Origin of the sequence: Flavobacterium bernardetii, assembly GCF_011305415.1 — a bacterium.
Lineage (GTDB): Bacteria > Bacteroidota > Bacteroidia > Flavobacteriales > Flavobacteriaceae > Flavobacterium > Flavobacterium bernardetii.
The window spans coordinates 1-14,311 of record NZ_JAANOQ010000008.1; the positions used below are offsets into that span (position 1 = coordinate 1).

9 protein-coding genes and 1 tRNA gene are annotated in these 14,311 nt (G+C 30.8%); 3 read left to right on the forward strand and 7 right to left on the reverse strand.

Features of this window, described 5'->3' with window-relative positions; genetic code table 11:
* Nucleotides 1-4,376: beta strand repeat-containing protein (locus G6N05_RS13165; RefSeq protein WP_394351478.1), on the reverse strand; the 4,376-nt coding region annotated here is incomplete at its 3' end.
* Between the two features lie 51 nt (nt 4,377-4,427).
* On the reverse strand, nt 4,428-4,754 hold the full coding sequence (locus tag G6N05_RS13170) for a hypothetical protein (RefSeq protein ID WP_166130348.1): 327 nt from the start codon (nt 4,752-4,754) through the stop codon (nt 4,428-4,430).
* A 161-nt stretch (nt 4,755-4,915) separates the two neighbouring features.
* Between G6N05_RS13170 and G6N05_RS13175 the strand changes: the two genes are divergently transcribed.
* Nucleotides 4,916-7,933, forward strand: a complete 3,018-nt coding sequence (locus tag G6N05_RS13175; RefSeq protein WP_166130352.1) for a sensor histidine kinase — start codon at nt 4,916-4,918, stop codon at nt 7,931-7,933.
* Here G6N05_RS13175 and G6N05_RS13180 read toward each other — a convergent pair.
* The 5 genes from G6N05_RS13180 to G6N05_RS13200 all read right to left on the reverse strand — a co-directional run bounded on the left by G6N05_RS13180 (nt 7,930) and on the right by G6N05_RS13200 (nt 11,193).
* On the reverse strand, nt 7,930-8,559 hold the full coding sequence (locus tag G6N05_RS13180; protein WP_166130356.1) for a response regulator: 630 nt from the start codon (nt 8,557-8,559) through the stop codon (nt 7,930-7,932). The two genes, G6N05_RS13175 and G6N05_RS13180, sit on opposite strands and share 4 nt — an antisense overlap.
* 835 nt (nt 8,560-9,394) lie before the next feature.
* The gene (locus G6N05_RS13185; RefSeq protein ID WP_166130360.1) at nt 9,395-9,943 is read right to left on the reverse strand and encodes a hypothetical protein; all 549 of its coding nucleotides are present in this window, start codon (nt 9,941-9,943) and stop codon (nt 9,395-9,397) included.
* 82 nt (nt 9,944-10,025) lie between these two features.
* A complete protein-coding gene (locus G6N05_RS13190) occupies nt 10,026-10,166 on the reverse strand; it encodes a hypothetical protein (protein ID WP_166130363.1) in 141 nt (46 codons plus the stop codon).
* A gap of 59 nt (nt 10,167-10,225) precedes the next feature.
* A complete protein-coding gene (locus G6N05_RS13195; protein ID WP_166130367.1) occupies nt 10,226-10,951 on the reverse strand; it encodes a tyrosine-type recombinase/integrase in 726 nt (241 codons plus the stop codon).
* Nucleotides 10,952-11,120: 169 nt separating this feature from the next.
* Nucleotides 11,121-11,193 (reverse strand) — tRNA-Met (locus G6N05_RS13200).
* A 175-nt stretch (nt 11,194-11,368) separates the two neighbouring features.
* Between G6N05_RS13200 and G6N05_RS13205 the strand changes: the two genes are divergently transcribed.
* Nucleotides 11,369-11,752 (forward strand): hypothetical protein, encoded by a 384-nt coding sequence (locus G6N05_RS13205; protein ID WP_166130371.1) that lies wholly within the window; start codon nt 11,369-11,371, stop codon nt 11,750-11,752.
* Nucleotides 11,753-11,818: 66 nt separating this feature from the next.
* Complete coding sequence (locus G6N05_RS13210; protein WP_166130376.1) at nt 11,819-14,311, forward strand: YbcC family protein; 2,493 nt, start codon at nt 11,819-11,821, stop codon at nt 14,309-14,311.

The window sequence follows — 14,311 nt, forward strand, 5'->3', positions numbered from 1 at the left end:
GTTCCGTCATTTGCTGGTAAGCTGTCTGATAAGGGTCCGAAGTTATCCGTTCCTACTGAACAGTCATCACATCCGTCTCCATCTGAGTCACCACAAATATCTGGGTTCGTATCGTTAGGGTCTGTAGCATCTAAGATTCCGTCGTTATCATCGTCTGTATCTCCAGTATCACATATTCCATCTCCATCTGTATCCGTTCCGTCATTTGCTGGTAAGCTGTCTGATAAGGGTCCGAAGTTATCCGTTCCTACTGAACAGTCATCACATCCGTCTCCATCTGAGTCACCACAAATATCTGGATTCGTATCGTTAGGGTCTGTCGTATCTAAGATTCCGTCGTTATCATCGTCTGTATCACAAGTTCCTACTAAACCATCTCCATCAAAATCTAAATCAACTGTTGTTACACTTAAATTTGTCCCAGTATAACCACCATCTCCAGTAATTTGACCTGAGCCATTTACTGTATCAGGTGTTGCTCCTAATGTACCGTTATTATCTGAATCCAAAAATCCAGCCTCATTAACATCGTTACAACCGTCATTATCAGAATCTAAATCAAAAGAATTCTGTACCCCATCTCCATCAAAATCACAATGGTTAACATTTATGACAATATTATCAACATATTGATCAACTGAAACACTTAAAGAAGCATTATTTAACCACGGATAATTACTTGCTGGACCAAAATTTATTGCATTAGCGATAATAGGTGCACTAGTAGGAATACCTGTTGGGCCATATTGATAACCCTCATTATTAGCATATAAATGTAAAACTCCTGATCCATTATCTGCAACATAATACGTTGACTTTTGTCTAAACCATCCGGTAACTCTTGGTGGAGCAGTAAATGCTGGTCCTGAACTATTTGGCTCACGTATTAAAGATACACCATGTCCATATAAAAAGACCCCATCAGGAACTCCCGGTACATCATTTCCCCAAATTGGATCTTGTCCTCCAGCTCCTAAAGCTATACCATATTCATTACTAGTCCCACCTGTAGTCATATCCAATGAAAAATCAGCACTAACTGTAAAAACATTTCCAGCTACAAGATCAATATTCTTTTTTACTACAAACGAAGACATTTGCAAATTATCAGTAATTCCACCACCATTTGCATTAATAACCTTAGTAAGATTTCCATCAAAACCAATAACACTTGAATATTCACCAACATTAACTGTTGAAGAATTTCCAGGATTACTATTATATGCTTCTAATAAACCAACTATACCAGGAACTCCCACTAAATTTCCTTTAGGTACTGGGAAACCAATTGTTCCTGTTTCAAAAACTTCATTTAAAATATTTTCAACCACAAAAGGACCTGATGCACAATTAGTATCTTCAACAGTATCTAAAATACCATCATTATCGTCATCTAAATCTGTTAAATCAGGAACTCCATCACCATCATTATCAGGAGCTGGATTAACAATTAAATCTACTGCGTTTGATTGTACATTGGCACAAACAAAATTAGATTCTGTTATTATAACTCTATAATCATAACCATTATTAGCACCAGTAACAGCGGTTAATGTTAATGTATTTGTTGTAGCGCCACTATAAATACCAGCATTTACTATATTATTCCATGTTGTACCTCCATCTGTACTTTCTTGCCATTGGTACGTTGTTACACCTGAACCACCAGAATTTGCTACAGTAAATGTTGCGTTGTTTCCAGAAATTACTGATTGGTTTGAAGGTTGTGTTGTAATTGCACTTGCAGAACCTGCAGTTGTTACATTGGCGTTTGTCCCAGTATAACCACCATCTCCAGTAATTTGACCTGAGCCATTTACTGTATCAGGTGTTACTCCTAATGTACCGTTATTATCTGAATCCAAAAATCCAGCCTCATTAACATCGTTACAGCCATCATTATCAGAATCTATTTCAAAGCTATTTGGAATCGTATCTCCATCAGTATCTCCAACTTCAACAGTATCTAAAATTCCATCATTATCATCATCTAAATCAGTTGAGTCATCAATCCCATCTCCATCATTATCTGCTAAAATTGCAACCGTAAACGTTTCTATATCATTAGGACAGGGAGCGGTACCAGTCACTAAATATTGAAAAGTGTAAGAACCAATACCTGCTAGAGCGGGATCAAAAGTTCCTGCACCTGCATTAAAGGAACCAGGACCAGGACTTCCAGCGGTTATTGTCCATACACCACCTGCGTCCTCACCTGTTAATTGATTTGCTAATGTAATTATTGGATCAATTAACGATGCAGTTAAATTAGTTCCTAAACCAGCATTAGATCTTGGATTTGCTTGAATAAACAAAATATCTTCTCTATTACAAGATGATATACTATTATCTAAAGTAAGTTTAACCCATGTGTTTTGATTAACTACTAAATTTGGTGTTAAAGTTGTGTTATTAAATTCCGCATATGGACCAGCAATACCGTCTACACTATAAGACCATTGCCATCCTCCTGACGAACCATTGACACCAACACTAGGATTAATTGTTAATGTCTGACTTACAGTAACTAACGGACTTGAAGGCACCACATAAATAGAAGCTGTAGCTTGAGTACATGAGTTGTCATTAATTGGCACATTAATTGAGCCACTTGTATATGTGACTATATTACCAAAACCATCATCAAAAATAATTGTTGCTCCGGTTAAATTCCCTATGTCAGCGCCAACACAATCATAAATTTGTACAGCCCATCCCCCTTGATTAGCATCTATACCATAAAGAGGCGCCCAATTAATTAATTTATTAGTATTATTAGGCAAATCTGTTGGGTTTGTACCAGTATAATATCCGTTCCAAGTTCCTGTTAGTGGTGCTACAACTGGTGAACAATAATTGAAATAAGCAGGTGCACCTTGATTACTAAATGTTAAATTACTAACATTATCTCCAGAATTACAAGTATTTGCCTGATTTACAGCTAAAGGAATTGTAATTGTACTTGAAGGATCAACAAAATAAAAGCCTAAATCAGAAACGTAGGTATGTGTAGCATTAAATCGTACTGAAATTCGAGTAGTTGGGCCAATAATAAAGGGTCTTCTTACTGGGTCATAGTGCGTAAAAGTTTGAACTAAACCTCCAATACTTCCGTTTAAAGAATGAGTATCACCCTTACAAACAATCGCATCAACACCAGCATTAGGGTTGCTTGATGCAACATTCCATATCCAAGCTCTACCTTCTGTAATAGTTCCTGCATCATTTCTTACAACCAAATAACCCCCATCAGGAAGGTTACTTTGAATTCTTGTACTACCTAATGCATAATTTGCATAAGAATTTGTAGCTGGGTTAAATTTATACCAATTATAAGTTGTTGCGACATCTACACCTGCTGGGCACTCTAAGTTACCATCGTTACCACCAGAATTAAATATATATATGGGATCATTTGAATTAGCGGAATATAATGGATTTGAATAGTTTGTTTCTAACACACCGCAAGAGCTAGAAGAAGTCAAAGGCAATTCATTAGCATCCATTTTTATAACTAAGACCGATGTAGATGCGGTACCACAAGGAAGTGGTGCATTAACATCATATCTAAAAGTTGAACCTCCTAATGGTAAAGAAGCAATTGTCACAATACTTCCGGCTAGTGACCCAGTACCATCAACATCAACCCAAGTACCACCTAAATCTTGCGAACCATCTAAACCAGTGAATAAATCCACAGTAAATCCTGTAGTAAAAACAATTAGCGGACCTGGTGTATTTCCGGAGTTTGCAGCTTTTGTGACATTGAAAAAAGCTATTGGTGCATTTGAAATTTGACCAATCGCATCAGTAACTTGAACACTAACTTGACGTTGTACAACAGTATTTGGATTTGTTGCTAAATCTTTATAAATTAAATCATCTAAAACATTTCTCATTGTATTAGTTGAAGCTGAACCATCATTTGTAATTGTCAAAACTTGTGATCCATTACCAGCTACTAAAACACCTGCATATGAACCTCCAATTGACAACTGCTCATTTACTCCGTCTTGTGGATTTAGTAACGTCACCGTCATAGACATAACTACTCCATCTGGAGAATTAAAATTAGAAGTCGCTCCTGTATTTGAGTTGTCTAATATTTCCCAACCACTAGAACAAGCAGTTGTATTAATATTTACACCACCCGCTCCAGTAATATTTGTTACATCTAAACTAATTATTGGAGCAGCAACAAGTTTTTTGTAAGTAGTATTGTTCTTGCTTTTTGCTGAAAAAGACTCTTTGTTTTTTATAGAACTCGACTTTTTGCTTTTGGTGTTTTTCCCATTTTCAGCATACATTGAAGTAACTAAAAAGAAAGTTAGCAAAGACAAAAGACCAAATTTAAATTTTGAGTATTTTGTTATCATAATTAATAAAATTAAATTTTAAAAAAGTTTATAGTTGATTGATTAAAAAAATTATTCTGAAACTAATTTTTTTAATACTTTACTGTTTTTTTCTAACTTAGAAACTTCATTTGGATAAATCAAAAGTTTTAATTCTTGTTCAAACTCTAATGCAATTTCCTTTTTCCTTTCAACTGTTAACGAATAAATGGAATACTGCTTATACTTCTTATAAAAAAAATCTAAAATAGGTTGTTCTTGTTCAACACCTACTGAAACAACTGTTTTTAAAATTTCTAAATCTTTCTTTGCAAAAAGTTTAAAATCTTTAGTTAAGTCTTGAGACATTGACATTTGAGTAAAGCTTAAGAAAAACAAAAGTGCAATGATTTTTTTCATGTGTATGGATTTATTAGGATTAAATAATGTTGACTCTAAACAATATGAACAACTTTACAAAAGTATTAACTTTTTTTTAAGATATTTGTAACGGCCCACTACATTGTTTGTAGAATTAAAACTACAAATGTTTTTGGTCGATGTTTTAAAACATTTTGTCGATGAAGTTAACAGAAAATACTACTTTTAAAGTTTTATTAACCATTTTTTTACTTATTTCTAATACTATTTATTCACAAAACAGTTATTTTGAGGAGTGGTATTCTGCAGATAAGGAACATTTACCACAAAATTCTGTTAAAAGTATTACTCCAGATAAATATGGTTTTGTTTGGATGACAACTGAAAATGGATTGGCGCGATTTGATGGGCAAAACTTCAAAAACTTTAACAATACTACAATGGAATTGCAATCCAATCGGTTTTTGTATTTGTTTGGTAATATTAAAAAAGATGCCTTATATGCCTTTACAGATGAACGAGCCGACTTCGTTTCTATTACAAAAAGAAAAGTTAATAAAATCAAAAAAAACAATTTTAACAAAAACGTTTTAGATTATTTAGATAAGCGATTTTACCTCAATCATCAGCTCCATACAAAAATCCATTTTTTAGGATGTAGAATTGAAGATACTAACGAAAACTATTATCTTATTGGAGCAAAAAACATCTCGTTTTACTCTTCAAAACATAAATTAATAAAGAAAGTTGCACACAATTACCTACCTACAAATGACTATTTTTTAATCCATAACGAATTAGTTTGCTTGAGCAACTCCAAAATTTATAGCTTTTTTAATTCAAATTTTCAAACTCAAAACACACTAAATTTACCTTCAAATTCAAAAACTATTTACAATCATTTAACCCAACAATATTTTCTGTGTTCTGCTAATCAAATTGCAATGATTAGTAAATCGAAGAATAAATTATTTTTAACAACCTTAGTGAAATTAAAAAATGATCATAATTTAATTAGTTGTGTGTATTATGATACAAAAAACAAAAAGTTATTTTTGGGTACACAAAACAAAGGATTAGCTATCCTTACCTTAAATAAATTTACTGTTTTAACAAATCCTACTAGTACAAATAATAATTATTATGCGATAACAGCCTTAACAAAAACGGAATTTATTACGGCTAAAGGAGAAATTTATAACAAAGACGGACTGGTTAAAGATTTAAAATTAAACCAAAACGGAAATACATATGCTATAACTTTAGATCAACAAAAAAATATTTGGATACAAAACGACAATATTTTAATACGCTTTCACAAAGCTACAAACTATACCACTTCCAATACTTACGATTTTAAAACAGAAATTAAAACTATTTTTTGTGATTCTAAAAACAAAATATGGGTCGGATTTAGATCCACAAAACAAACAAAATGTGGAGTGGCTACTATAGATGCTAACAAAAAGAAAGCAACACCCGAATGGAAGTTTTTTATTAAAGATGCTGTTAGTTTTTTTGCAGAAACGAAAGAACAAACGATTTTAATGATTGGAAAAAAAAGAATCTTATTTTATAAACCCAATAGCAAAAATGTACAAACTGTTTCACTCGGTAAAAATGAAGCGCGAAGTATTTTTATCTGTAAAGACAATAAAATATGGATTTGTACTTACAATAATGGATTTAGTTTACTAAAAGATAAGCAATTAATTAAACTCCCTTTTGATACGAATCAATTTTTAAACTCTGCACATTGCATCAATGAAGACAAAAAGGGGCATTTTTGGATCAGTACAAATAGAGGGTTAATTGAAGTTGCAAAATCAAGTTTACTTCAATATATTGTAGCAAAAAAACCTGTTTATTACCATCATTATGATACGGAGGATGGATTTCTTACTAATGAATTTAACGGGGGTTGTCAACCAAGTACCTGTCAATTAGAAAATGGGTATATTATATTTCCAAGTTTAAATGGTTTGGTGGTTTTTCATCCAGAAAAAGTAAATAAAATTATTCCAATTCGTGATTTTTTTATCCATGAAGGAGAAACAGAAAACGAAACTATTTATTTTAACGATACGGTATATTTATCTAGAAAAAATACTAGAGTAAAATTAAAAATCGACTTTCCATATTATGGTAATGGAAATAATATTCATTTCGAATCCAAATTGATGCTAGGTGAAAACAGTAAGTGGATTTCAACAAGTGGAGAAAAAAAAACAATTAGTTTTACCAATTTACCTCCCGGTGATCACATCCTATTTATCAGAAAAATTGGTGGTTTTTCTTCTAATTACCAAACTAAAAAAATAGTACTTTCTGTTCCGTATAAGTATTATGAAAAAACTTGGTTTAAATTTATAATTATACTATTCATAATTGGTTGTATTTTAATTATATCGAGATTAAGATATAAATATATACAAAGGAAAAACGAAGAATTAGAACAAATTATTGACGAAAGAACTAATGCACTAATTAAAACGGTTGAAGCTTTAAAAATCACAAAAAACAATTTATCGCAAGAAATTTTACAGCAAAAAAAATTAATTGGTACTATAAGTCATGATATTAAAAGTCCCTTAAGATTTCTTGCAATTACCGCCAAACATTTAGATGAAAAAGTATCAAAAACCGAAAACGAAACTTTAAAAGATAATGCTAAAATTATGCATGAATCAGCCAATCAATTGTTTCGATTTGTAGAAAACTTGGTAGATTATTCTAAAATATTTATGGAACATCATAACATAAACCAGCTTCAAAAAGAGCCAATTGAAGTGGTAATTTATGAAAAAATGGACTTGTTTGAAAATATCGCAGTAGCAAATGGCATTCAAATTCTATATAAAAATGAAACGGCACATCCTCTTTTAATAGACAAAAAAGTCATAGGAATCATTATCCATAACTTATTAGATAATGCTATCAAAAACACCAAAAATGGTGAAATACATATAAGTGTAAAACTAGAAGGTAAAAAATTATATGTTGGAGTAACAGATACGGGAAATGGTATTTCGGAAGAAATTAAAAACTATTATTTAAACTTGTTAAAAAACAACGAAACAGATAAACTAAGCATTCAAAACTATGGCATTGGTTTACACATGGTTCTCGAATTAGTGAAACTTTTAAATGGTGATTTAAAAATAAATACTAAAAAAAATGAAGGCACTACAATGGAAATTATTTTAGATTATATTTAGGAAAGATACAACTGATACACCTCTATTAATTCTACTAAATTATTAATCTTTAGCTTTTCAAATATTCGGTTTTTATAGGTACTTACAGTAGACATTTGTATGTTTAAACTATTCGATATTTCTAAATTACCATTTCCTTTAATTAATAATTTAGTGATTTCTAATTCTCTATTCGATAATTTATCAAAGGGATTAATAGGTTCATTATTTAATTTTTTAGCTTGTAATAATGATCGGATATCATCCGGAATGTATTCTCCATGATTCATAATTGAATTTACAGCAGCAACAATTTTGTCTTCTCCGCTTAATTTATTTAAATATCCGTTGGCGCCAGCCTGAATATATCGTAAAGCATGAGATTCTTCTTCGTAAGCTGAAAACATTAAAACCTTAACTTCTGGCATCATAGCTTTTATCTCAGTAATCATTTCTGTATTTTTTCCCCCAGGAATATTGATATCTAAAATAATTAAATCATAATTTTCCTTAGATAAGATCTGTAATAAATCACAAAAATCTGCTCCAAAAGATATAGAAAGTCCTTCTATTTCGCTTTGCAAAATAATTTTCACACCTGTTTTAACTACCAAGTGATCGTCTACAATAAGTATTTTATAAGCCATTCTATATATTTTATAGGTATAATTAAATCTGCTTCAATTCGTTGGTAAAATACGAAACAAACCTTTGTATTTCTTATTCAGATGCTAAAATAACAATTCGAAGATTAGAATGTTAGTAATAAATAGTATTTTTGCAAAAAAAAGCACACAGATGAGTTTCGAAAAAGAAATTGCCTTGCAATAATCAAAATCCTGTTAAAGCTGTATTTAAAATTTAATTTTAGGTACAGCTTTTCTTTATTTATATATTCTACAAATATTGTTTTGATGAAATTTAATTCTTTTAGTTTTTTGTATGTTAAAATCACAATTTTAGTTTGTTACTAAAATTGGTTTTCCGTTAAAAGTTTCTATTGGTTTATTTCCTAGTAATCGTTGTTGTGGTCTAATGGTGTTGTAAGTTATTATACAAGAAATTGTTTTACAAGTTCTTTTTTATCTTTTCCTATTCTACTTACAGCTTGTTCAATTTTATCTAAAATTAAATCCTCTACAACCTTTCCATTTGGCTTCAGATAATTTACAACCTCATTTATTCCTTACTTTTTGAGATTTAAGGAATAAAACTGAACTCTCGGAATACCCTTTGTATAAGTATGAAATTCCGAAAGTTCTTCATTAGTGATATTAGGAAAGTTCTTTTTTATAAACAGTCCTGTTATCAATCAATGTGATTGTTCTTTCATCACGATTTTCAGTTATCATTTTATCCCAAATCATTTTAAATAATGAATTGAATTTGTTCCACAATCTTCAAAATCTAATAACCTTATAAAATCAGTGAAGTCTTTCAAATTTAACCTCGATGCCTTTCTCAATTTTAAAAAAGGTACTTTTAATATTTCAGAAAATCATTTAAAACAGCATTAAAACTCAAAGCTCTTTTATTTCTGATTAAAAAATTCTGAATTTGAGTAATTTGATTTAAATATAAAGCATTAACACTTCTATTACTAACTAATTTAATTTTTGATATCACTTCATCTCTCCCAAATTCATCTAAAAAGGTTTTAAAAATAGTAGCTAACCTATGAATGATTAACCCATCATAAGAGCTCGATTTTTTACCCTCATACAATTTTGAAAAAGTAAAATTTTCATTTGATCTTCTTGTGCTGTATTTTAACAAAGAAATTACAATTGATTCTGAACTTTTAAAATCATTCCCTCCAAAATATTCCGTCAAATCAATTCCTAAAAAATTTTCCCCAGAAAAATCAATTTTTCTTGACAAATTCTTTTCAAATCCTTCAATTGTAATAGCCTTTATACCTGCTTTCTCAAAGTTTAGTAATTCGAGAGATTTCTTAATAGACCACAATATGTGAAAGTCGTCTCCAGCACTAGATAAATCCGCATCTGTAATAGATTTTTTAAATTTCATGTTCTAAATCTATTTTTATTATAATATTACATACTTTACTATAACAAGCATACTTAATACATTATAAAAATAATTAATAATCTTAATTGATTAAATCACTATAATCCTCAGGTAATTCTGCATCAATATCGGGTAAACACTTTTCTAAAGCCATCATAGTATTATGAACAGTAATTAACATTAATCTACTCTTTGTTTCAAATGGAGTTAAAGTCTTTCTCATTTCACGATAAATCTTTGTAATAAAAGCATGTCTGAATGAATAGATTCCATATTCACTACCTAAAGCAAAATAATCTTTAGCTCATCTTTAGCTTTTTTAGTGAACAAATCTTTTACTTCCTTAAATTTCTTCGTAAAGTAATCTCTTTTGTTATCATCTGTAGCTTCACAATCAGAAGGTTCTCCTTTTGGAGTAAAAATAAAATCGGATGGATTGTATTTACACAAAAAAGATAATTCTTCCATTAAGATATTTGGAATGATTTTCTCTTTTACTAACTTATTTTTAGCCTTAACACTTAAAGTTTGTTCTTTGAAGTTTATATCTTCAACTTTTAAACGACAAACTTCAATAGGACGCAAGAAATTATATGATACAAATTTGACAAATAACAATAAATTTGGATCATTCTTTTTAAGATACTCATAAATGAATTCTAACTTATTTTCAGAATAACTTTTATTTCTTTTTGGAGGAGCTTTTAAGTGTTTCAATTTAGAAACAAAATTTGAAGGAATAATATCTTCATCTTCAAAAAGCTGAAACATTGTTCGAATATCTGTTCTAGTATTATTTCTATTCCTTGGACTTGATGTATTTAAAAATTGATTTAAATAATCCATCACTACACGCTTATCAACTGAAGTTATAAATCGATGAGTAAAACCATTATCTAAATAAACTTCAAAACGCTTAATTCTAGATTTAAATCGAATAAACGAATTCTCATTCATCACATTCTTTTTTAAATTCAATCCAAAAGAAAATGCGCCTTTTACAGACATGATTTCAGTTATAACTTCTTATGAGTCGTATGGGTCATAACCGTCCTTTAAAATCCTTGACAAGTCGTTTACTGCTGCCAATATATGAAGAATTTTAGACATAAAAAAAAAGGCTTTGAAAGTATTCAAAACCTTTTGTTTTCTAGCTCTACAAGCTTTTCTAATTTAGTAGCGGGAACAGGACTCGAACCTGTGACCTTCGGGTTATGAGCCCGACGAGCTGCCTACTGCTCTATCCCGCGATATATGTTTAAATCAATTTGTCAATTCTAAGAACTAATAAGAAAATCTCTTCCTTAATTCGAGTGCAAATATACAACCATTTTTGGTTCTGGCAAGTAAAACTTAAAAAAATATTAAATTATTTTGTTGTGACTAAAAAACAAGTACATTTGTATTGTTAAAAAAAACACATCAGTGCTTAAAAAAATATTCCATAAACTATTGTTTATCACTCCGCTATTAGGATTGATACTATCTTATGCAACAGGAATAACAACTACTTCAATTGAACTAAACAAAGAAACAAGTTATGTTCAATCTGAAAAAAATACCTTAAAAGCACTTTCTTTCTATCACGAAATTGAAGAAACCAACGATTTTTCCGATTTCTTTTATGAAGAATCTGAATTAGAAGATGACTTTGAATTTGATTGGCTTACTCCCATATCTAATTCGGAAACTTTCATTTCTTCTGTTACCGAAGACCAAAAACTTTATAACAAAACCTCTTTTTGTCTCCTACAAAAAAGTACACCTCTGTACGATTTATTTTGTAATTGGAAACACCATCTAAGTTAAAACAATAGTTACAACCATTTGCTAACTAAGCAAATTTACATTGTTATTAACTTAATTTAGAATATAATGAATTCAACTTCATTGCGATTTGTCGAAGAAGCAACTCTTCACAAACTTTCGCATTTTCTACCTGCACAAAATCCGTTAAAAGACTTTGTGCATCATAACACATTACATGCTTTTCAGGATAAAGACTTCTTTACTGCCTTACAAGAATCATCTGGAATATTTGGTTATAAAACGTTTTTACCGCTTTCTGATTTCAGAAACAAGCTAAAAAACAACCAAATAAACTCAGAAATTCTAGATAAAATTATTTATCAGAAAAAAGGAGAAGACAACTTTTCATCTTGGAAAGAAAATATTTTACATAAAAATTACGACGAAGCCATTCATCCTAAGATTGGAAAACTTAGAAGTCTTTGGAAAGAAAAATATGCCATAAACTTAGATAAATCTACACATGGTATTCTTTTCAGAATCTTATGCAGTTATTTAGATCAAGGTATTTCTGTTTGGACATTTCCTGTTCATCAAGACGGGTTTTTAGCTTCTATAAAAGAATTAGATAAAAATGGTGTTTTTAGTATTTTTTCAACGGCAAGAGCTAAGAAATTACTAGAAGAAGACACTTCCATTTATAAATTACTTCAAATTTTAGTGGGAGAAGGTTTGTATTTTGAAAATTATCTCTTTGATCAACAATTTTCTCATCCTGGATGGAGCGGTATGATTGCAACTTTGGAAAGCAATCCCACTTCTCTATTAGATGAAAGAAAAATAACTTTAAAAGAACTTATTACTTTCGAGTTACTTTTAGAAATTGACGCATTAGATAAAAAATTTGGTGAAAACTGGGAACCACTTATTTCTAAAATCACTTTTGACGCCGAAAATTTATTTTCTCAATCTGCCTATTCTGAATATTTTGAAGTGCTTTCTATTTGGCAAGAAGCTTTTGAATGGACCTTTTACAACCAAGCCTTAACAGGTTTACAACATAAAACAAGTGTAAAAACGTCAAAAGAAACTACAAAATTTCAAGCTTTCTTTTGTATGGATGACAGAGAATGTTCATTACGTAGACATGTTGAAGCTTTAGAGCCTAATGCAAAAACGTTTGGAACTGCTGCGTTTTTTAATTTCGAATTTTTCTATCAACCTATAAATGGAAAATTCTTTACCAAATTATGTCCAGCACCTGTTACTCCAAAATTTTTAATTAAAGAATTACCGAGAAAAAAGAAAAGCGCTAAAGATTATCATTACCATAAGAAATCGCATTCTTTAGTATTTGGTTGGCTTATTTCTCAAACTTTAGGATATACCTCAGCGTTTAAATTGTTTTTAAATATTTTTAAACCGAGCATGTCACCAGCCACTTCTTCTTCATTTAAACATTTGAATAAGAAATCGCAATTAGTTATTGAAAACACCAATCCAAAGGAAACTATTAAAGGTTTACAAGTTGGTTTTTCAGTGGAAGAAATGGCAAACCGCGTGGAAGGGATTTTAAAAAGTATTGGTTTAGTGGAAAACTTCGCACCTCTTGTGTACGTGGTTGGACACGGCGCAACTAGCGTAAACAACACCCATTTTGCCGGTTACGATTGCGGTGCGTGCAGCGGAAGACCAAGTAGTGTGAATGCGAAAGTATTAAGCTTCGCAGCCAATCATGTAAAAGTTCGTGAAATTTTGGCTGAAAGAGGCATTGTTATTCCAGCTGAAACTCAGTTTCTACCGGCTTTACATGATACAACTAGAGATGAAATTGTTTTTTACGATGAAGCATTACTTTCTGTAGTAAACACTTTTTCACACAAAGAAAACAGCAAAACATTCACAAATGCCTTAGCCAATAATGCCAAAGAACGCTCTAGACGATTTGATACAATTGATTCTAACCTTAGCATTTCAAAAGTACATGAGAAAATAAAAAATCGTTCGGTTTCACTATTTGAACCTCGACCTGAATTAAATCACGCAACAAATGCCATGTGTATTGTTGGTAGAAGAAGCGTTTCAGACCATGTGTTTTTAGACAGACGTTCGTTTATGAATTCTTTTGATTATGAAGTAGATCCAAAAGGCGATTATTTAGCTGGAATTTTAAATGCCGTAGCTCCTGTTGGTGGTGGAATTAATTTAGAATATTATTTTTCTAGAGTCGACAATCATAAACTCGGCGCTGGTTCCAAATTACCTCATAATGTAATGGGATTAATTGGAGTAGCCAATGGAATTGATGGTGATTTACGACCAGGTTTACCTAGTCAAATGATTGAAGTTCACGATCCATTACGCTTATTAATTGTAGTAGAACATTTTCCTGAAATTGTAAAATATGCCATAACAAAATCTCCTGCAACTTACGAATGGTTCATCAATAATTGGGTGAATTTAGTTGCCTTAGATCCAGAAACTAAAGAACTATATCGTTTTGTGAAGGGTGAATTTGAAATTTACAAACCTGTTTCTTATAACATACAAACTATCGATAATTCTTTGGAATATGCGATTACGAGTTCGGAAAATTTAAACATAACGCTAATAAAATAA